We start from the raw sequence: 19,050 nt of genomic DNA on the forward strand, positions 1-19,050 counted from the left end.
TTCGGCGGGATGATCGAGCTCGACGCCCCCCCCGGGCGGGGGGGGGGGGGGGCCCCCCCCCCCCCCCCCCCCCCCCCCCCCCACCACGCTCAGGCGAGCTGTTCGGCTGCCTGCAGCCCCTGCAGGACCTGCTCGTTGAACGAGTCGTAGCCGTGTGCCAGGGCACCTCCGACCACCGTCGCGTGGACGTCGAGCTCGTCCCACCGCCGCACCGCCGCGGCGTGCCGCTCGACGGTGTCCGCCGTGGGGTCGGTGAAGGTGGGCCCGGCGAAGACGGCCAACTCCCGCACGGGAGCACCGTCCGCGCACAGTCCCACCCGCTCCACGACCCGCCGCGCCGTGGCCCCGGCCTCGTCCGGCGGGACGTCGTGCGCGAGCTCCACGCACAGGACGCGCGTCCCGGTCGCCTCGTCCAGCGCACCGGCAGTCACCCGGTAGGCCGGGACGTCGGGGTCGAGGACGTGCACGAAGCCCGGCAGCGCCGTCAGGTCTGACTCCCGGATCGCGAGCCACGCGAGGACCGAGCGCACCCGCGCCGGGGCGTGGTCGATCCCGGCCGCGCGGAACAGGTCGCCGGCGGACAGACCGAGGACCGGCCGGTGCACCGACTCGACCCGGCCGTCGGCGAACTCGACGCGCACGCCGGCACCCTCCCGCGTGATCGACGTGAGGCCGTCGACCTCGGCGACCTCGGCCGTCGAGGCCCGGAGCCGAGCCAGCAGCGCACGTACCACCGGTCCGACGCCGCCCGGGCGAGCCACGGTCAGGGGCCGGTCGGGGACGAAACCGACCGGCCGGCCGGCGAACGCCTCGGCCACGGTCCGCGGCCAGAACAGCGGGACCCAGAGCTTGCGCCGCAGCGCCGCCAGGACGTCCCGGCCACCGGCGGGACGGATCTTGGCGGTGAAGGGGGCCAGGAACACCTCGTGGAAGGTGCGGCCGTGCTGGTGCAGCGAGGCCTCGTCGAAGCCCCGTCTCCACAGGGTCGGCCCAGCGTCTGCCGACAGCCAGCCGGCCGCACCCGACTCCGCCGCGATCGCCGCCGCCTCCTGCGCGATGCGGAGGGCCACGCCGGACGGGACGAGACCGGCCGCTGATGTGAGGTCCGACTGCAGGAGCACCTCCGGGCCGAGTCGTCCCCCGAGCCAGCTCGCCGGCGGGTCGATCTCGACGAGGCCGTCGTCACCGACGAGGTCGCGCACCCACCGGTCGAGGATGCCGACGAACGGCCGGTGCCCCTCCCCCGCCGGCCGGTACTCCTCCAGCGGCGGTGGGGCACCCACGCCCTCGTAACGCAACTCCAGCACCCGCATGCCCAGCTCGAGGGACTGCCCCTCGCGGACCAGCGGCAGGAAGCCGCCCCCGACCCCCTTGCGCGGGAGGAACAGCCGCACCTCCCGCCCACGCGCGGCGAGCGCGTCGGCCGCGGCGAGGGCGGCGACGGTCCCGCCGACGACGACCTGCGCCGTCGAGGCCGGCTCAGTCACCGGCGACGAAGATCGCGTAGTTGAGCGCGCCGTTCTCCGGAAAGCGGCGGGCGACCCGGTCCAGGCCGGCGATCACGGCGTCCGGCAGGCCGGCCAGCTGCGCGTTCGTGAACGGCTTGAGCAGCACCGGCTCCCGGTGCACGCACACCAGTCCGGCCTCGGCGGCGAGGGACTCCAGCCGGTCGGCGTCGAAGATCTCCACCGTGGCGAACTCGCGGCCCCGGTCGCTGAGGGCAGTGGGGGCCTCGATGAGTCCCATCTCCATGGCGATCAGCCGGTGCAGCGACAGTGGATTGGTCATCGTGACGTGCACCAGGCCGCCCGGCGCCAGCATCTCCGTGCCGATCCGCTGGAGCAGGCCGAGCGGATCGGGCAGCTCGTTGATCACGTGGGCCGCCACGACGTGCTGGTAGCGCTCCGCCGGGACGAAGTCGTCGATGTCGGAGAGGTGGAACGTCACCTGGGGCAGCCCCCGGGCGACGGCTCGCTCGTGGTAGGACGGCGTGCGCTCGACCGCGTCGACACGGACGTCGCGCTCGGCGAACAACGAGGTCATGAACCCCGCCGCGCAGCCCAGCTCGAGGACCCGGTCGCCGGGCCGGAACCACCGGCGGATGCGCGTGCCCGTGGCGACCGTGTAGTGCCGGTCGAAGTCGGTCTCCGGGTCGTACCGGTCGGAGTAGTCGTGCGCCATCAGTCGAGTGAAACCACGAAGACCTTGCGGGTGCCAGGTGCCGCGCCGATGCTGCGCTTGAAGTTGACCAGACCCACGTTCGGCGTTCCGTCCTTCTCGGTCGACGGGCCGAGGTCCAGCAGCCGTGCCCCGGTGCGCACCGAGGCGGTCACGAGCAGGTGGGCGAGCAACTCCATGGGCGAGCGGTCCGCCGCCCCCTCCGCGTCGGCCCAGGAGACGACGACGTCGACGTCGTGGAGCACCCGGTAGACCACCGCCCCCGCGACCGGCTGCCCTTCCTGGTGCAGGAGGTGGAATCGGACCCGCCCCGGGAAGCTCTCTCGGGCCTTCGCCAGGTAGTCGAGCGGCAGGACCGGCGGCCGCCCGTGCGCGGTCCGGTTGGCCGACAGGATGTCGTGCAGCGTTGTGAGGTCGGCGCCACCCCGGACCTCGGCCAGCTCGTGCGGCCGCCGCAGCGCGGACCGGACGTACCGGCGCTTCCGCTCCTTGAGCAGTCCCAGGGGGTCGGCACCCGCGGCGAAGGGCGCAAGGTCCAGGTGCTGGTTGAGGTCGCAGTGCTCGACGGCGAAACCACGGTGCAGGAGCACGTACTCCAGCAGCGGCTCGGCGGCCGAGTACACCGGGGGGCGGGCCCGGATCCGCACTGCGGTCAGCCCGTCCGAGCGCGCCGCGGCGAGCGCTCCGTCGATGAGGTCGAGGAGGTCGACGACCGTCGGGTCCTCGCGGACCAGGTCGGGCCCACCGAAGGGAGCACTGTGACCGGAGAGCAGCACCCCGTCGGTCACGACGCCGTCCAGGACGCCGACCAGCCGGCCGTCGCGGCGGTGCTCGTAGCGCCACCGGAGGTCCTCCGGGACGCCGTTGAGGTCGTGGAAGCGGCGGTCGCAGAAGAGCAGACCGCCGCCCAACACCTGCTCAGTCACCGACAGCTCCTCCATCCCACCCGGTGCGGTCCATCCTGCCTCCTGCCGATGAGTTCCCCCGTGACCTCCGTCGACCGACGCTCGCACCTCCCCGGCCGCCGGGCGACCGACTGGAACCCCCCGCCGACGGGGAACGGTGCCGGCTGCCGTCTGGTCGACCTGCCCCGGATCACCGACCCGCGCGGCAACCTGACCTTCATCGAAGGCGGCGCGCAGATCCCCTTCGACGTCGCCCGGGTCTACTACCTGTACGACGTCCCGGGCGGTGAGTCCCGCGGGGGCCACGCACACCGGGAGCTCCAGCAGCTGATCATCGCCGCAGCAGGCAGCTTCGACGTCATCGTCGACAACGGCACGGAGACCGCGCGGTTCCACCTGAACCGCTCCTACTACGGCCTGCTCGTGCCCCGGATGACCTGGCGCGAGCTCGGCAACTTCTCCAGCGGCAGCGTGTGCCTGGTCCTCGCCTCGACCCCGTACTCCGAGGACGACTACTTCCGCGACCTGGAGGAGTTCCTCGCCGCCCGCCGGGTGGAGGACGGCCAGTGACCGGCGTCGGCGTCCGGGTGCCGTTCCTGGACCTCGCGGCACTGCACGACGAGCTGCGGCCCGTGCTGGCCGACGCAGCCCTGCGCGTGCTCTCCAGTGAACGGGTGCTGCTCGGCCCGGAGCTGGCCGCGTTCGAGGCCGAGTGGGCCGACGCCGTCGGGGCCGCCCACGCCGTGGGCCTGGGCAGCGGGCTCGACGCGCTCTCCCTGGGCCTGCGCGCCCTCGGCGTCGTCGCCGGGGACGAGGTGCTGGTGCCCTCCCACACGTTCGTGGCCACCTGGCTGGCCGTGCTGCACGTCGGCGCGGTGCCCGTCCCGGTCGACGTGTCGCCCACCACCGGGCTGTGGGACCCCGCCGACGTGACGGCGGCCGTGACCAACCGGACCCGGGCGATGGTGCCGGTGCACCTCTACGGGCACCCCGTGGACGTCGACCCGCTGCTCGAGGTCGCACGCGAGCGGGGGATCCGCGTCCTCGACGACGCCGCGCAGGCGCACGGGGCGAGCTACCGCGGCCGGCCGGTCGGCGACCTCGCCGACGCCACGGCCTGGAGCTTCTACCCCGGGAAGAACCTCGGCGCGCTGGGGGACGGCGGCGCCGTCACGACGTCCGACCGGGTCGTCGCCGACCGGCTGCGGTCCCTGCGCAACTACGGCTCGACGGAGAAGTACGTCCACCAGGAGGTCGGCTGGAACAGCCGGCTGGACGAGATCCAGGCGGCGCTGCTGCGGGTCAAGCTGCGTCGGCTGGAGGACTTCAACACCCGCCGCCGTCACGTGGCTCGGCGCTACGACGAGGGCCTGCGGGACCTCGACCTGGTCCTCCCCTCGACTACCCCCTGGGCCGAGCCGGCCTGGCACCTCTACGTCGTGCGCACGCCGCACCGGGACGCACTGCGCGCGCACCTCGCCGACTGCGGGGTGGAGACCGGGGTCCACTACCCCGTCCCCCCGCACCGGCAGCCGGCCTTCGCCGGCAGCGGCCTGGCCGGGGCCGATCTCCCGGTCGCCGACACCCTCGCCCGTCAGGTCCTGAGCCTGCCCATGGGCCCGCACCTGGACGACGAGTCCGTGCAGCACGTCATCGAATCCGTGAGGTCGTTCCAGCCGTGAGCCAGCCCCTGGTCAGCATCCTGATCCCGACCTACAACGGCGAACGCTTCCTGCGTCCCGCCCTGCGATCGGCGCTCGAGCAGACGCACCGCAACGTCGAGGTCCTGGTCGGCGACGACGCCTCCACCGACCGGACCCCCGACGTCCTCGCGGAGTTCCAGGCCGATCCGCGGGTCAGGGTCCTGCGGTACAGCCGGAACATCGGCGCCTTCGAGAACCCGCGCCGGCTCCTGGCCGAGGCACGCGGCGAGTACGTCAAGTTCCTCCTGCACGACGACGTCCTGGCCTCGGACTGCGTGCGCGACCTCGTCAAGGGCATGCAGTCTGCGGGGGACGTGACCCTGGCCTTCTCCCACCGCAGCTTCATCGGAGACGACGGCCGACCGCTGCCGAACACCCAGCCCAAGCCCTTCAGTGACAAGGCAGGCCCGGTCGACGGCGTCGCGCTCGGCGACCTGGTCCTCGGCAACTGCACCAACGTCATCGGCGAGCTGACCACGGTGCTGTTCCGACGGGCGGACGTCGCCCCCGACGAGCTCTGGGAGGCCGACGGCCGGCAGCTGGCCGTGCTCGGAGACGTCGGACTGTTCCTGCGCCTGCTGACCCGCGGCCGCGCGTACTACTCACCCCGCACCCTCAGTCGCTTCCGGATCCACGGTGGACAGCGCTCGCAGGGAGCACAGATGGTGCCCGCCAGTGTCCGCGACTGGGTCGCGCTGATCGACTGGGCAGGGCGGCAGGGCTTCCTGGCGGCGGAGGGCCAGGAGAGGCGCGCACACGTGGAGGCGCTGGCCATGGCCAGCGGAGTGCTGCGAGGGGCTTCCGGCTCCCCTCACGGCGCCTCCTGCCTGGAGGCCCTGTTCCTCTCGGTCGCCCGCTTGACGGAGCTGGAGACGGGGACGGCCGCGGACATCGCACAGCCGCTGGCGGACCGGGCCCACAGGCCCGAGTCCCTCCGCCGGTTCCGCCAGGAGGTCGACGTGTGGTCCCGACGGCTCCCCCGCGCGCTGGCCGCGCCGGCACCGGACGCTGCAGAGGTCACCGCGACGATCGACGCCTTCCGGGAGTTGCGGGACGCCGGGCGGGCCGAGCAGTTCCTGCTCGCGACGCACACCTCGCTCGTCGACGAGACGGTGCCTCTGGTGGAGGCCGCACTGGACCAGGGGCCAGACGTCGACGTCGAACTCGTCCCGACCGACGAGGACCCCTCACTGTTGCTGCCCGGACCGTGGCTGGCCGTGACACCCCGCCGTGACGGTCCCCCGTGGCACCGCGGACGGGCCACGGCGGTGTGGCACATCGACCTGTCACAGGCGACGTCCTGATGCGCTCCCTCCACCACCCGGGTGGGACGGCGCGCGCGTACCCCGCGGTACCTGAGTAGCCTGCGGACCTGATGAGCGAGACAGCGAGCGCACCCGCCGGCACCGCCGACGTGTCCCTGCGCTACCCCGGTGGAGACCTGCCCCTTCCCGTCGTCCCCGCGACGGAGGGCGCGGACGGCATCGACACGAGCAAGCTCCTGGCCACGACCGGCCAGGTCGCCCTCGACATCGGCTTCGTCAACACGGCGTCCTGCACCTCGGCGATCACCTACATCGACGGTGACGCCGGGATCCTGCGGTACCGCGGCTACCCGATCGACCAGCTGGCCGGCAAGGCCAGCTTCGCGGAGGTCAGCTACCTGCTGATCTACGGGGAGCTGCCCACCGCCCAGCAGCTGTCGGACTTCGACTCCCGGCTGCGGCGGCACACGCTGCTGCACGAGGACCTCAAGCAGTTCTTCAAGGGCTTCCCCCGCGACGCGCACCCCATGCCGGTGCTCTCCTCGGCGGTGAGCGCCCTGTCGACCTTCTACCAGGACTCCCTGGACCCGTTCGACGACGAGCAGGTCGAGATCTCGACGCTGCGGCTGCTGGCCAAGCTGCCCACGATCGCCGCGTACGCGTACAAGAAGTCCGTCGGGCAGCCGTTCCTCTACCCCGACAACTCGCTGGGGCTGACGGAGAACTTCCTGCGGATGACCTTCGGGTTCCCGGCCGAGCCCTACGAGGTGGACCCCGAGCTCGCCGCGGCGCTGGACATGCTCTTCGTGCTGCACGCCGACCACGAGCAGAACTGCTCGACCTCGACGGTGCGCCTGGTCGGCTCCTCGCAGGCCAACCTCTTCGCCTCGGTGTCGGCCGGCATCAACGCCCTGTTCGGCCCGCTGCACGGCGGCGCCAACCAGTCGGTGCTGGAGATGCTGGAGTCCATCCAGCGCGAGGGCGGCGACATCAACCGCTTCGTGGAGCGGGTCAAGAACAAGGAGCCCGGCGTCAAGCTGATGGGCTTCGGGCACCGGGTCTACAAGAACTACGACCCGCGCGCGGCGATCGTCAAGAAGACCGCCGACGCGGTGCTGGACAAGCTCGGCGGGGACAACCAGCTGCTCGACCTGGCCCGCCAGCTGGAGGAGATCGCGCTCAGCGACGACTACTTCATCCAGCGCAAGCTGTACCCGAACGTCGACTTCTACACCGGGCTGATCTACCGGGCGATGGGCTTCCCGACGCGGATGTTCACCGTCCTGTTCGCCCTGGGCCGGCTGCCGGGCTGGATCGCCCAGTGGCGCGAGATGATCGCCGACCCGTCCACCAAGATCGGCCGTCCGCGCCAGGTCTACACCGGCGAGACCGAGCGGCCATTCGTGGAGATCGCCGACCGCTGAGGCACGCAGCCGAGGTCCCGTCGTCCGTCCGGGCGACGGGACCTCGGCGTCTCGGGCAGCATGAGTCCGTCCAGCCGCACCCACCGGGGAGGAGTCCCATGGCCGAGTCCTCGACCGAGGACGACCTGACCCTCCCACCCGTCCCCCTGGCCACCGGTGAGGTGGTCCGCCTGGACGGCGCCGACCGCCGCGTCGCGCAGGTCGAGCTCGTCGTCTCCACGGAGGACGGCGGCGAGCTGCGCATCCCCCTCGAACACCACCACGGCGGCTGGTGGCCCCCCGCCGACCGCACCCCCGCCGGTCCCTGACCTGTACGCCGATCGGGTGTCACCTGCGATCCACCCTCCCCCGGAGGGGTGAGGCCGGTCCCCGAAGCACTCCGGGCATCCCCCGCGCCCGTCGATACGACGGCCGAGAGCTCCGCTGCACACCGCGGAGCCGGCCACGTACGACGAGACCGCCGGGGGATCCGCAGTGCCTGCACCACGCACGAGGGGCTCCCGACCCGGCGGCACGCCAGCCGACCGCCAGGCGGCCCTGGTCGCCGCTGCGCGTGAGGCCGCCCGCCGCGAGGCCACCGCCCGTGCCGGCGTTGCCCGACCCCCCGCAGCCCGCTCCCGGGCCACGGCCGCGACCGGGGCCTCGACGCGTCCCCCGCTCACCCCCGAGCAGATCCGGGCGCTGCGGGCGACGCTCGCCACCCGGGCCGACGGGTCCGCCTCCCCGGCCGGCCGCACGGGTGCCGCCCGCCGGCGTCCCCCGACCGGCAAGAAGGCCCGCACCCGCGGGACGTCGCGGTCGCGGCGGAGCACCCGCCCCCGGACGGCGCGGCCCGACACCCCTCCCGCAGGTCCTCGCCGCTGGCGGGTGCGGCTGTCGCTGGCCGCCCTCGGCCTGGTGCTGCCGGTGCTCGCCGGCCTCGTCGGCCCGGGGACGCAGGCCCCGGGGAGCGCGGCCGAACCGACCGACACCACCAGCCTGGCGCTGGCCGCGCAGGGCACCATGATCGACGGCGCGAACCACTACCGGGCGCTGCAGGAGGACCTCGCCGCGCGCCGGGCCGAGCTGCAGGCGGCGCAGGACGCCGAGCGGGCCGCCCGCGACGCCGTCGCCGCTTCCCGGGCCGACGTCGGAGCCCGCGCCGCGACGCTGTACCGGACCTCGCCCCAGTCGCGCCACCCCCTGCTCACCCTCAGCGTGCGACAGCCGGCCGCCACGGCCGACGTGCTCCACCAGGAGGCCCTGGTCGAGCTCACCCGGCGTGACCTGGAGCGGACCGTCGTCCGGGCCGACCGCGCCGAGGCGGCCCTCGCGATCGCGGTCGAGCGCGTGGCCACCGCGCGGGCCGCCGTCGCCACCGTGGAGCAGCAGGCCGCCACCGTCCTGGCGGACGTGCGGGCGCACATCGGCGGGCTGCGCACCGACGTCACCGCCCAGCTGGCCGCCCTCGGCACCGTGCCGTCCGCCGGGGCGCAGCAGGACACCAACCAGCAGGCCCTGCGCCGCTGGCAGGACCACCTGGGGCGGCTGGCCGTCGCCGGCATCACGCCGCCGCCCGCGGCCGTCCTGACCGATCCGGCCGCGCTGCCGCCCGGCTTCTCCCCCGCGCTCGACGCCGCCGGCCGGCCGGTCCCGGGTGTGGCGTGGGCCGTCGCCGGCAACCAGCCGGTGACCGTGCTGCCGGCTGAGACCGTGGCCGCGGTCAGCAGTGCCCTGGCGCAGGTCGGCAAGCCGTACGTGGCCGGCGGCGCCGGTCCGGACGTGTACGACTGCGGCGGGCTGGCCGCCGGCGCCTGGCTGCTCGCGGGGTACGCGCTGCCCACCGGGTCCACGGACCAGTGGACCCAGGGCGCCACCGTGCCGCTGTCGCAGCTCCAGGTCGGCGACCTCGTCTTCGCCGACGGCGGGTCGGACGTCGGCATCTACCTCGGCGAGGGGCAGGTCGTCGCCGCCTCGGCCGCGACCTTCCAGGTCGGCGTGCGCGCGCTGTCCGACGCCACCGGCGCGGTGCGGGTGACCCTGCCCAGCCCGGCGCAGCCGAACCCGGCGCTGCCGGCCGGCACCGCGGGACGGGGTGCGTGCGGCGCACCGCCGGCGCCGGTCGGCCCGGTCAGCCCCGCGTGGGGCGGCTGGTCGAACGGGCGCATCCCGTCGGGCACGCTGTGCACGATCGCCCGCGGCCACGCCCTGCGGTGCGACGCCGCCGCCGGCTACACGGCGATGGCCACCGCGTTCGAGGCGACGTTCGGCCGCGCGCTGTGCATCACCGACTCCTACCGGTCCCTCGCCGCCCAGGTGACGGCGTTCCGCGCCAAGCCGGCGCTGGCCGCCGTGCCGGGGACGTCGAACCACGGGTGGGCTCTCGCGGTCGACCTGTGCGGGGGCATCAACGTCGCCGGGACGACGCAGAACACCTGGATGACGGAGAACGCGGGCCGCTTCGGGTTCGTCCAGCCGGACTGGGCGCGCCCCGGCGGGGAGAAGCCCGAGCCGTGGCACTGGGAGTTCGGCCACCTGACGTGAGCTGGCGTCGGTCGCCCCGAACGGTCGGCCCCGTCCAGAGGCTCGCCGCGAGCCTGCGAGCGGTGAGGAGGACGGGGTCCTTCTACAGCCAGCGCAGGTGGGCGAGCTGCGGCACCGGCAGGCGCACGCACGCCTCGCCGGTCTCCCCGGCGAGCCGGGCGGCGACTCCCGCACCGGCGCAGGCCACCGCCGAGCTCGGGGTGACGACCACGTGCGGGTCGGCCACCTCCAGGCCGGCGGCGGCGATCCGGTCGAGCAGCTGCTGGGGGCGCACCAGGACGGCCGACGCCAGCAGCGGGACCTCCGGGTGCGACCAGAGCGCCACCGGCCCCTCGACCCGCAGCTCTCCGGCGAGGGCCGCGGAGCGGCCGGTGGCGGCCTCCCGCACGTGGCGCAGCTCGCGCGCGTCGATCGCGGGGGACGGCGTCCACGGCAGCGCGGTCCGCCCGCGGCGGACGACGACCCGCCAGCCGATCGCGGTCTGTGTCCGGTCGGTCCAGTCCAGGACGGCGAGCCCCGCCTGGGTCGCGGCGGCGTCCGGCACGGGCCGCAGGTCCAGCCAGGCGACGAGCGCGGCCGACAGGGCGTCCGGTGTCGGTGCGACACGGGCGTCGGTCAGGTCCTCGGCGAGGTCGCGCAGCGGCACCGCCTGGCGCCGCTCGTCCTCCACGACCACGAGCACGGGCCCGTCGGTCCGGTCCTCGACGAGGGCGATCCGCAGCCGCGACGTCTGCAGCGGCGGCACGACGTCGGCCACGGCCCGTCGCAGGTCGGCCACGGTCACCGGCACGGGGCGCAACCGCTGCAGGAGGCCGGAGCCCCCGCGCGGGTCGGCGTTCACCCGCGTCCCCGGCCGAGCGCGGTGCGCACCAGCGGCGGGAGGGCGGGCAGGTCGAGCACGCTCGCGAGCTCCCGCGCGGACAGCCGGACCGGCAGCACGTCGGCGCCCCAGCCGGTCACCCGGCGCACCCGGGCGGCCGGGGCCGGCCAGACGGCGTCGCGCGCGGCGGCCACGTGCAGCTCGGTGAGCACGTCGGCGAGGTGCACCGCGGCGACGGGGTGCACGCTGGAGTGCTCCAGCGCCCGGCGCACGACGGCGGCCAGCTGCTCGCGGTCGGCAGCGGCCAGCCAGTGCGGCACGAGGACCTCGGGGGTGGGCTCCCCCGCGGCGAGGGCGCTCATCGGGCGCCGTCCCGCCCCGGCACGGTCCCGCTCTCGCGGCGGGGACCCGTGCGTTCCATCACGAGTGAGATATCGGCAGGCGGGAGCGGCACTCGACCCGTGATCCCGGCCTTTCTCCGGACGGAACGGGTCAGTCCGCGAGCTCGGCGAGCCGCTGCCGGAGGCTGCGCTCGACGCGGTCGGCGTGCACGTTCATGTTCCGCACCGAGGTGCCCAGGTCGGCCGACAGCTGCGTCTTGGTCCTGCCGCCCCAGGTGGTCAGGTACCAGGTGGCCCAGCCGAGCACGTTGGGCTGGCCGGCCCGCTGGTCCGGCCGCGCGGTGGGGTCCGGGGCGCAGGCGGCGGTCAGCGCGTGCGACAGCAGCGTCTGCTCGGCCTCCCCCATGATCTCGTCGGGCGCCTCGCTGGTGTCGGGCAGCATGATCTCGGTGCCCTCGGGGCCGCCGTCCAGCGACTGGAGGTTGCGCAGCCCGTTGAGCGTCGCCACCGTCTGCGAGTTGCGCCGCAGCGTCGCCACGCTCTGCCCCATGTAGGCGGCCAGCTCCTTCTCGCTGGGCTTGCGCTGGTGCTCGGCGAGGAAGGCGGCGATGGCCTTCTGCTGCTTGTTCTCCGTGTCGGCGGCGGTGCGGCCGTGGGCGTTGCGGCCCAGGTCGTGCACCCACTTGGACAGCTGCGTGGCGAGGAAGGCGCCGAACGGGACGCCCTTGGTCTCGTCGTACTGCCCGACCGCCTTGAGGATCCACTCGCTGACCTGCTGGGTGAGGTCGTCGGGGTCGGGCAGGTGCAGCCGCAGGGTGCTCATGTTGCGCTGCAACCGCTTGAGGCTGACCGGCAGGTAGTGGCGGCACAGCTCGTCGAGGTAGGCCGGCGGCAGGTCGCGCGCCGCGCGGCGCCGGACGTCGGTCTCGGCCCGCAGGCCCACCGTCGTGCAGCCGCGCCCGGCGCACCAGGCCCGGACCCAGTCGGCCAGCACCTGCGCCGACCCGCACGCGCCGTCCACCCGGTAGAGGCCGTCACCCTGGTCGTAGCTGACCGTGACGCCGTCCGGCAGCTCGCGACGGAACTCGTCCAGCGGCAGCTCCCGGTCGACGCGGAAGTGCACCCGGTCGCGCGGGGTGATCGGGGCGAGGGCCCAGCCCTCGGCCTCGGGGATGCCGCCGAAGACCAGCGGCGCGCGGGGCGCGGCGGCGGGGACGTCGAGGGTGGTGGACATGCGGTCGGACACGGGAGGACTCCTGGGCGACTGTGTGGGGAAGACGTGGCCGCGCCGGGCACCGAGGACGGCGTCCGGGGAGACTTCAGGCGGGGATCTGCTCGGCCGGGAGGGACTGGCGCGGGGCGGGGACGGCGGCCTGCGCAGCCGACCCCGATTCCAGGCGGGCGACCAGGTCGGCCGCGGCCGCACGCTCGGCCCCGCTGGGCTCGACCGTGTAGACCGGCATGTGGTCGTACAGCGTCGTGAACATCGCGCTGACGAAGGCGTAGGCAGCCTGCGCCTCGGGTGAGAACCGGGCGACCGCGGCCCGCGGGCCGAGCTCGACGCCCACGGTGACGCGGACGACGCGGTCGTCCTTGCTCAGCCCCGTGAGGTCGAAGGAGACGTCGGGGTGGCCGCCGGCCAGCTCGGCCAGCGCCGCCAGGCAGCGCCGGGTCGAGCCGCGACGCGGCCGCAGCTGGACGTGCACGACCACGGTGTCGGACCCGGTGCCGAAGCCGCCGGCCTCGGTGCCGGTCGCGGTGACTGCGCTCTGTTGCATGGTGATCGCCCCCTGTGACGTGCTTGGGGCAACTCTCGCGCATCGAACGCCGGGGAGCGGCACAACACTCGCTGTGCCGAACGCAGTTGTCGGGCCTTCTCTTCGGCAGGTCTTGCCCGTGTCGCTGGCGCGAAGCTGCCGCCCGATGGGGTGGACGGCAGCTTCCGCCAACAGGAGGGGGACATCCCCCAGTCAGTTCTGTCAGCCCGCGGTGTCCTCCGTGACCGTCTCGTGACCTGCGGGCTCACCCTGAGGAGCCGCTCCCGGTGCGCCGGCCGCGGGCACGAAGGCGGCCAGCGCGCTCAGGGTGTCGGCGGTGACCTGGGCCGCGAGCAGGTTGGCCTCGGCGATCTGCCGGTACACCTCCTCGCGGTGGATGGTCACCTCCCGCGGGGCCTTGAAACCGAGGCGGACGGTGCCGCCGCGGACCTCGACGACGTGCACCTCGATGTCGTCGCCGATGCGGATGGTCTCGCCGACGCTGCGCGTGAGAGTGAGCACGGATACCCCTCCATGGGTGTGTGGTGGCCGTCCTTGGCGTGCCCGCGGGAGCGGGCGGACGGGCGGCGGTGCCGCCCTGGGTGTTATCGGCGCAGGGGACGCCGGATCTGATGCGAACTGTCGGTGAGCACGACCTGCACCGCCCGCCAGTTCCGCGGGTTCACCACCAGCGGCGCCCGCAGGTTGGCCGTCGCGGCCGCGGGCCCCTCCGGCGGGACGGTGAGCAGGCAGTACACGCGGGCGTCCGCGGGGTCGGCGAGCTCCAGGTCGGCGCACACCGAGCGGGGCAGCGCGGGCGCGTACTCGGGGAAGTACATACCCGGGTCGATGGCGAGGAACCGCGGCCCCTCGGGCGCCATCGACTGCAGCCAGAACAGCCGGCCGTCGCCGTCGGCGGTGACGAGCACGTAGTCCCGGTGCCCGGGAAAGCCCGGCAGCGCCTCGGTGAGCGCGAGCAGGGGCAGCGTCGCGACCGCGGAGAGGGTCATCGCAGGAAGTCCACGAGCGTGGGCTGCAGGGCCTTGGCGGTGGCGGCCAGGGCCGCCTGGTAGCCGACCTTCTGCATCTCCAGGTCCATGATCGTCTTCGGCAGGTCGATGTCCTCGGTGACGGCGAGCCGGCTGTTGAGGGTCAGCGAGAGGTCGGCGGTGGTCTGGGCCGCGATCTCGACCCGCCGGGAGCGGGCGCCGACGTCGGCGAGCGCGGACAGCATGGTGTTCCGCACCTCGTCGAGGGCGCCGAGCTGCGTGTCCAGCGCGGTGGGGTCGGTCGGGTTCTTGATGGCCTCGGCGATCTTCCCGACCACGACGAACAGGTTGTCCTTCCCCGGCTCGCCGAAGGCCTCGGTGCCACTGATGTCCACCCGCACGGTCTCGGTGTCCGACACGCGGCGCCAGATCTGGGTGCTGGGATCGTCCAGGTCGACCCCGCGGCCGACGTACGCACCGTCGGTGCCGTAGGCCTGGGCGCCCGAGGTGGTGCCGCCGAACAGCGGCCGGCCCTGCACCGTCTGGTTGGCCAGCGCCAGCAGGCTCTCCCGCAACTGGTCGACCTCGGCGGCGATGGCCCCCTGCGACATGGTCCCCAGTGAGCCGGTGTTGCTGGCCTGCACGGTGAGGTCCCGGACGCGGCGGACCTGCTCGAGCATGGTCGTCAGCGCGGAGTCGGTCGTCTCCAGGATCGTCTTGCCGTCGGAGATGTTGCGGGCGTACTGCGCGTTCGCGGCGATGTCGCCCCGGGTCTGCATCGCCCGGTTCGTCCCGGTGGGCGAGTCGGCCGGCTTCGTGATCATCTTGCCCGAGGTGAGCTGCTCCTGGAGCCGGCTGACCGCGTCGAGGTTGCGGCCCAGGCCCTGGAGGCTGGTGAGCGCGACGGCGCGCTGGGTGATGCGCATCAGGTCACCGCCCCACGACGCCGGTGCGGTTGATCAGCACGTCGAGCGCCTCGTCGATCGCGGTCACCATCCGGGCCGCGGCCGAGTAGGCGTGCTGGAACTGCAGCATGTTCGACATCTCCTCGTCGAGGTTGACCCCGGCCACCGACTCGCGGGCGGCGTCGACGTTCGTGGTGATGACCGACTGGATGCCGAGGTTGCGCTCCACGACGGCGGCCTGGATGCCGAGCTCGACGATCATGCCGCGGTAGCGCATGTCAGCGCCGCCGGTCTCGATCCGGAGCTGGGCGATCGCATCGGCGACCCCGGCGTCCGCCGCCGGCGTCTTGACTCCCGAGGTCGGGTCTCCCGGGGTGTTGTACTCGGGCGCCTGCCTGGAGGCGGCCACCTTCGCCGGGTCCGTGAACGCCAGCGTGATCTCCCCGGTGGCGGCGTCGAAGGTCAGCAGGTCACCGGCCGGAGCGCCCGTGAGGTCGTAGCTCCCGGGTGCGCCCTCGGCCCCGGAGTGCCGGTGCAGGGCGTTGACGCGCGTCACGAGGTCCTGGGAGACCGCGTCCAGGCCGGTGCGGTAGTCGGGGACGACCCGGGTGAGGACGTCGATCTGGCCCTCGGCGGTACCTCCCGGGGTCACGTTGGTGCCGCCGGGGACGGTCACGATGCGCGGTGCGTCGGTGGCGACGTCGTCCGGGTTGACGGCCCCCTGGGTCGCGAGCCTCGTGGCGGTGCCGCCGGCCACGAGGGTCACGCCGCCGACGAGCACGTTGACGACGCCGTTCTCAGCGGGGCGGACGGTGGCGCCGACCTGGCCGGCCAGCTTGAGCACGAGGACGTCGCGCTGGTCGGTCAACTCGTTCGCGGACTTGCCGTCCTGCGTCGCCCGCCGGATCGAGTCGTTGAGCTTGGCGATGTCGGCGGCCGTGGCGTTGACGTCGTCGACCAGGGCGCCGAGGCTCTCCCGGGTCTGCGCCCACTGGCCGTCGAGGGCGGAGCGCGCGGCGGCGATGCCACTGGCCAGCGTCTGGGTGCGCTGCAGCAGCTGGCTGCGCGCCGGGATGTCCGTCGGGTGGTTGGCGACGTCCCCCCAGGCAGCCCACATGTCGGAGAGCTGGCTCTGGATGCCGGTGTCGCCCGGCTCGCGGACCGCCTGCTGGATCTGCTCGTAGGCGTCGTTCTGGACGGTGAGCCGGGCCTGCGTGGCGTACTCGGTGTGCGCGCGACCCTCCAGGAAGGAGTCGCGGATGCGCACGACGCCGGCCACCTCGACCCCGCCGTTGGTGCCGTTGCTGACCGAGTAGAAGGCGGGCATGCCGGTGCCGCCCATGGCCTGCAGGTCGACCCGCTGGCGGGAGTAGCCCTCGGTGTTGACGTTGGCGATGTTCTGCCCGGTGACGTCGAGACCGCGGCGCTGCGCCCAGAGGGCGGTCGTGGCCGTGTTCAGCCCGGAGAAGGTGCTCACAGGGCACCGTCCAGCGTGACGGCGCGGTGGGACCGCTCCGTCGACCGGCCGGTCGAGCCGTACGTGCCGGCCGACGGGGCCTTCACCGACAGCAGGGCGTCGCCGAGGGCGGCCAGGCCGCCCTCGATCAGCTCGCGGTTGGCATCCGAGAGGCTGCGCAGCTCGGTGACCAGCACCAGCAGCGTCTCGTGGTGCTTGGCGAACAGGTCGTTCCACGGCGCCGGCGCGGCCTCGGCGAGCTTCCGCAGTGACGGATTGTCGCCCACCCCCAGGTGGACGGCGATGGCCTCGGTGACCGCGGCGCGCTCCAGCTCCAGGGTGCGCAGCTGGTCGAGGACGACCTCGATCTCGTGCGCGATCCGCGCCAGCCAGCGGGTCTTGCCCGTGACGATGAGGTACTGCTTCTCCTCGGCCTTGAACAGCAGCAGGTCCAGGAGCTCCTGCTCGCGCCAGAGCAACGTCGACAGGTGCTGGTAGTCCACGCCCGTCACCGTCCTTCCGTCTTCTCCCCGCGGCAGACGTCGGTGCTGCCAGCGGGTTCTCGCTCCAGCCATCGGCACCTCCGGATGAGGCCTCAAGTCGAGGGCCTCAAGTTCGCCCGAGATGGTGCCGACAGGTAGGTCCCGTCCTCGCTCCGGCCTGCCGAGGAAGGGGGCGTGAGAGCATCGCGCGCCCTGGTGACCGAGCGGACCCCTGCCTCCCGGCCCCCCGTCCTCGCGCGGGCCGGCGCCGGCACCCCGGTCTCCGACGTCGACGCCCTGGTGACCGAGCACCTGCCGCTCGCCGCGTTCGCCGTGAACGCGGTGGCCTCGCGCATCTCACTGCCGGGCCACGTCAGCCGCGAGGACCTGCTGTCGTGTGCACGGGTGGCTCTGGTGGAGGTGGCCCGACGGTTCGACCCGTCCGCCGGTGCCACCTTCGCCACCTACGCCCTCGCGCGCCTGCAGGGCGCCGTCCTCGACGAGCTGCGCTCCGGCGACTGGGCCAGCCGCAGCGTGCGGGCCGCCGCGCGACGCACGGACGCCGCGGCCGACGCCCTCGCGATGTCACTGGGTCGCCCCCCGACCCGCGAGGAGCTCGCCGCCAGCCTCGGCATCGCCCGCAGCGACCTGGAGTCGCTGCAGGTGGACGTCCACCGCGCGGTCATGGTGAGCATCGACGCGGAGACCGGCCCGGACGGGTCCTCCCTCGACCTCCCCGACACCGGCGAGTCCCCCGAGCGGGCGGTGCTGCGCAGCGAGCGCTCCCGCTACCTGAACGAGGCCATCCGGGCCCTGCCCGACCGGCTCGACGAGGTCGTCGAGCGGAACTTCTTCGGCGGGGAGTCGCTCACCGACATCGCCGCCGACCTCGGCGTCACCCTCTCCCGCGTCTCCCAGATGCGCGCCCGCGCGCTCACCCTGCTGCACGCGGCGATGAGCGAGGTGTGGGAGGGCAAGGCGGTACCGGCGGACGGCGGTGTGCGGGCCCGCAACCAGCAGCGCTCCTACGTCGACCGGGTGGCCGGCCGGAACGCACCGCCCGTGGCCGCACCCCCGCTCCCCCACCCCCGCAGCGCGCGGGCGGTCGGCGAGCGCTACGGCACGGCCCGCCCCGCCTGACCTCCGGCACTGCCTGCTTCCGGCAGTGGACACCCCCGACGCACGTGCACGACCGCAGAGAGGCCACGACCCCATGAAGGTGCTGATCATGCACGCCGGGCAGGACGCCCAGGACCACTACCGGGTGCGCGAGCCCGCACGGGAGATCCGGGCGGCCGGCTTCGACGTCGAGATCGAGACGACCCGCGGGATCGAGACGATGGTCCGTCCCGGCGAGGGCGGCGAGGTCTACGACGCCGACGCCCGCGGTGCCGACGTCGTCGTGCTGCAGTTGCCCAAGACGGTGGCCATGCTGCAGACCATCCGCGTCCTGCAGGACCAGGGCGTCGCCGTCGTCGTGGAGATGGACGACCTGCTCTCGGCCATCCCCTTCGGCACGCCCAGCCACGACGTCCTCGTGCGCAAGGGCATGGCGCGGCGGGCCGCCGAGTGTGCCCGGGCTGCCGACATGGTCACCACCACCACGCCCGCACTGCTGGAGGAGTACGCGCCGCACGGTCGCGGTGCGGTCGTCCCCAACGCGGTCCCCCGGCGCCTCGCCGAGCTGCCGCCCGCCTACGAGCGCGAGCCGGACGTCGTCACCATCGGCTGGACCGGCAGCGTGTACTACCACCCGTACGACCTCGAGGAGGTCGGGACCGGGCTGCAGCAGGCGCTGGACCGCACGGCGGGCCGGAGCCGGTTCACCGTCCTCGGCCAGAAGGGCAACGCCCGCACCCGCCTCGGGCTCGCCGAGGAGCCGGACGAGGTGCCCTGGATCGACGGCATCGACGCCTACACGGCGGCCGTCGGCGAGCACTTCGACGTCGGCATCGCGCCCCTGCGGATCGACCGCTTCAACACCGCCAAGAGCTGGCTGAAGGCGCTGGAGTACGCGGCACGCGGGGTGTGGTTCGCCCGCTCACCCAGCGCGGAGTACGAGCGGTTCGGGCTCGGCTGGCGGGCCCGCAACGCCAAGGACTGGGCCAAGGCGCTCACGACGGCGGTCGAGCAGCCCGAGCGGCGCCGGGAGCAGGCCGCCGCCAACCGCGAGGCGGTCCTCGCCGGCCACCTCACCGAGCACACCGCCGAGCGCTGGGTGGCCGCCTGGCAGCAGGCCCTCGACCACCGCGCACGGAGCCGGCGGAAGTACGCCTGAGGACCCTCCCGGGTGACCCCGGCG

General features: G+C 74.0%; 20 protein-coding genes. 8 read left to right on the forward strand and 12 right to left on the reverse strand.

Translation table 11 applies throughout. The features are described from left to right. Positions 1 to 89: 89 nt before the first annotated feature. Genes ACI79E_RS00005 through ACI79E_RS00015 form a run of 3 tightly spaced genes read right to left on the reverse strand, consistent with a single transcriptional unit; the run spans position 90 to position 3,104 of the window. Positions 90 to 1,487, reverse strand: a complete 1,398-nt coding sequence (locus ACI79E_RS00005; protein WP_456930486.1) for a hypothetical protein — start codon at positions 1,485 to 1,487, stop codon at positions 90 to 92. Next, positions 1,480 to 2,181, reverse strand: a complete 702-nt coding sequence (locus ACI79E_RS00010) for a class I SAM-dependent methyltransferase (protein ID WP_456930487.1) — start codon at positions 2,179 to 2,181, stop codon at positions 1,480 to 1,482. The genes ACI79E_RS00005 and ACI79E_RS00010 overlap by 8 nt, the downstream gene beginning before the upstream one ends. Beyond that, positions 2,181 to 3,104, reverse strand: a complete 924-nt coding sequence (locus ACI79E_RS00015) for a GNAT family N-acetyltransferase (RefSeq protein ID WP_456930488.1) — start codon at positions 3,102 to 3,104, stop codon at positions 2,181 to 2,183. The genes ACI79E_RS00010 and ACI79E_RS00015 overlap by 1 nt, the downstream gene beginning before the upstream one ends. 60 nt (positions 3,105 to 3,164) lie before the next feature. Here ACI79E_RS00015 and ACI79E_RS00020 point away from each other — a divergent pair, with 60 nt between their 5' ends. The 6 genes from ACI79E_RS00020 (at position 3,165) to ACI79E_RS00045 (ending at position 9,998) form a co-directional block, all read left to right on the forward strand. After that, positions 3,165 to 3,653: a sugar 3,4-ketoisomerase gene (locus ACI79E_RS00020; RefSeq protein ID WP_456930489.1), complete on the forward strand. Its 489-nt coding sequence runs from the start codon at positions 3,165 to 3,167 to the stop codon at positions 3,651 to 3,653. Beyond that, positions 3,650 to 4,765, forward strand: a complete 1,116-nt coding sequence (locus ACI79E_RS00025; RefSeq protein ID WP_456930490.1) for a DegT/DnrJ/EryC1/StrS family aminotransferase — start codon at positions 3,650 to 3,652, stop codon at positions 4,763 to 4,765. Before ACI79E_RS00020 ends, ACI79E_RS00025 begins: the two co-directional genes overlap by 4 nt. Further along, entirely contained in the window at positions 4,762 to 6,090 is a 1,329-nt protein-coding gene (locus tag ACI79E_RS00030; protein WP_456930491.1) for a glycosyltransferase family 2 protein, read from the forward strand. The genes ACI79E_RS00025 and ACI79E_RS00030 overlap by 4 nt, the downstream gene beginning before the upstream one ends. A gap of 71 nt (positions 6,091 to 6,161) precedes the next feature. Then, entirely contained in the window at positions 6,162 to 7,475 is a 1,314-nt protein-coding gene (locus ACI79E_RS00035; protein ID WP_456930492.1) for a citrate synthase, read from the forward strand. A gap of 98 nt (positions 7,476 to 7,573) precedes the next feature. Beyond that, positions 7,574 to 7,783 (forward strand): hypothetical protein, encoded by a 210-nt coding sequence (locus ACI79E_RS00040; RefSeq protein WP_456930493.1) that lies wholly within the window; start codon positions 7,574 to 7,576, stop codon positions 7,781 to 7,783. 559 nt (positions 7,784 to 8,342) lie between these two features. Further along, positions 8,343 to 9,998: an NlpC/P60 family protein gene (locus ACI79E_RS00045; protein ID WP_456930494.1), complete on the forward strand. Its 1,656-nt coding sequence runs from the start codon at positions 8,343 to 8,345 to the stop codon at positions 9,996 to 9,998. A gap of 82 nt (positions 9,999 to 10,080) precedes the next feature. On the opposite strand, the gene ACI79E_RS00050 is transcribed toward ACI79E_RS00045, so the two are convergent. The 9 genes from ACI79E_RS00050 to ACI79E_RS00090 all read right to left on the reverse strand — a co-directional run bounded on the left by ACI79E_RS00050 (position 10,081) and on the right by ACI79E_RS00090 (position 16,769). After that, positions 10,081 to 10,839, reverse strand: a complete 759-nt coding sequence (locus tag ACI79E_RS00050; RefSeq protein WP_456930495.1) for a hypothetical protein — start codon at positions 10,837 to 10,839, stop codon at positions 10,081 to 10,083. Further along, positions 10,836 to 11,180, reverse strand: coding sequence for a hypothetical protein (locus ACI79E_RS00055; RefSeq protein ID WP_456930496.1), 345 nt, complete (start codon positions 11,178 to 11,180; stop codon positions 10,836 to 10,838). The genes ACI79E_RS00050 and ACI79E_RS00055 overlap by 4 nt, the downstream gene beginning before the upstream one ends. 130 nt (positions 11,181 to 11,310) lie before the next feature. Then, positions 11,311 to 12,405, reverse strand: coding sequence for a flagellar biosynthesis protein FliA (locus tag ACI79E_RS00060; RefSeq protein WP_456930497.1), 1,095 nt, complete (start codon positions 12,403 to 12,405; stop codon positions 11,311 to 11,313). Positions 12,406 to 12,478: 73 nt separating this feature from the next. Next, positions 12,479 to 12,937 (reverse strand): hypothetical protein, encoded by a 459-nt coding sequence (locus tag ACI79E_RS00065; RefSeq protein ID WP_456930498.1) that lies wholly within the window; start codon positions 12,935 to 12,937, stop codon positions 12,479 to 12,481. Between the two features lie 201 nt (positions 12,938 to 13,138). Beyond that, on the reverse strand, positions 13,139 to 13,438 hold the full coding sequence (gene csrA, locus ACI79E_RS00070) for a carbon storage regulator CsrA (RefSeq protein WP_456930499.1): 300 nt from the start codon (positions 13,436 to 13,438) through the stop codon (positions 13,139 to 13,141). Positions 13,439 to 13,521: 83 nt separating this feature from the next. After that, positions 13,522 to 13,926: a flagellar assembly protein FliW gene (gene fliW, locus ACI79E_RS00075; protein WP_456930500.1), complete on the reverse strand. Its 405-nt coding sequence runs from the start codon at positions 13,924 to 13,926 to the stop codon at positions 13,522 to 13,524. Next, positions 13,923 to 14,831, reverse strand: a complete 909-nt coding sequence (gene flgL, locus ACI79E_RS00080; protein WP_456930501.1) for a flagellar hook-associated protein FlgL — start codon at positions 14,829 to 14,831, stop codon at positions 13,923 to 13,925. The genes fliW and flgL overlap by 4 nt, the downstream gene beginning before the upstream one ends. 4 nt (positions 14,832 to 14,835) lie before the next feature. Continuing rightward, a complete protein-coding gene (gene flgK / locus ACI79E_RS00085) occupies positions 14,836 to 16,287 on the reverse strand; it encodes a flagellar hook-associated protein FlgK (protein ID WP_456930502.1) in 1,452 nt (483 codons plus the stop codon). Next, positions 16,284 to 16,769, reverse strand: coding sequence for a flagellar protein FlgN (locus tag ACI79E_RS00090; RefSeq protein WP_456930503.1), 486 nt, complete (start codon positions 16,767 to 16,769; stop codon positions 16,284 to 16,286). Before ACI79E_RS00090 ends, flgK begins: the two co-directional genes overlap by 4 nt. A gap of 174 nt (positions 16,770 to 16,943) precedes the next feature. Between ACI79E_RS00090 and ACI79E_RS00095 the strand changes: the two genes are divergently transcribed. Together ACI79E_RS00095 and ACI79E_RS00100 are read left to right on the forward strand one after the other, a co-directional pair. Next, on the forward strand, positions 16,944 to 17,888 hold the full coding sequence (locus ACI79E_RS00095) for a sigma-70 family RNA polymerase sigma factor (protein WP_456930504.1): 945 nt from the start codon (positions 16,944 to 16,946) through the stop codon (positions 17,886 to 17,888). Between the two features lie 73 nt (positions 17,889 to 17,961). Then, positions 17,962 to 19,026: a glycosyltransferase family protein gene (locus ACI79E_RS00100; RefSeq protein WP_456930505.1), complete on the forward strand. Its 1,065-nt coding sequence runs from the start codon at positions 17,962 to 17,964 to the stop codon at positions 19,024 to 19,026. The last annotated feature ends 24 nt before the right edge of the window (positions 19,027 to 19,050 follow it).

The organism is Geodermatophilus sp. SYSU D00079, from assembly GCF_054050635.1.

Excerpts from the sequence above, each read along its gene's own strand:
- ACI79E_RS00040 (WP_456930493.1), top strand. The coding sequence starts at position 7,574 with ATGGCCGAGTCCTCGACCGAGGACGACCTGACCCTCCCACCCGTCCCC.
- ACI79E_RS00100 (WP_456930505.1), top strand. The coding sequence starts at position 17,962 with ATGAAGGTGCTGATCATGCACGCCGGGCAGGACGCCCAGGACCACTAC.
- fliW (WP_456930500.1), bottom strand. The coding sequence starts at position 13,926 with ATGACCCTCTCCGCGGTCGCGACGCTGCCCCTGCTCGCGCTCACCGAG.
- ACI79E_RS00035 (WP_456930492.1), top strand. The coding sequence starts at position 6,162 with ATGAGCGAGACAGCGAGCGCACCCGCCGGCACCGCCGACGTGTCCCTG.
- ACI79E_RS00010 (WP_456930487.1), bottom strand. The coding sequence starts at position 2,181 with ATGGCGCACGACTACTCCGACCGGTACGACCCGGAGACCGACTTCGAC.
- ACI79E_RS00055 (WP_456930496.1), bottom strand. The coding sequence starts at position 11,180 with ATGAGCGCCCTCGCCGCGGGGGAGCCCACCCCCGAGGTCCTCGTGCCG.
- ACI79E_RS00065 (WP_456930498.1), bottom strand. The coding sequence starts at position 12,937 with ATGCAACAGAGCGCAGTCACCGCGACCGGCACCGAGGCCGGCGGCTTC.
- flgL (WP_456930501.1), bottom strand. The coding sequence starts at position 14,831 with ATGCGCATCACCCAGCGCGCCGTCGCGCTCACCAGCCTCCAGGGCCTG.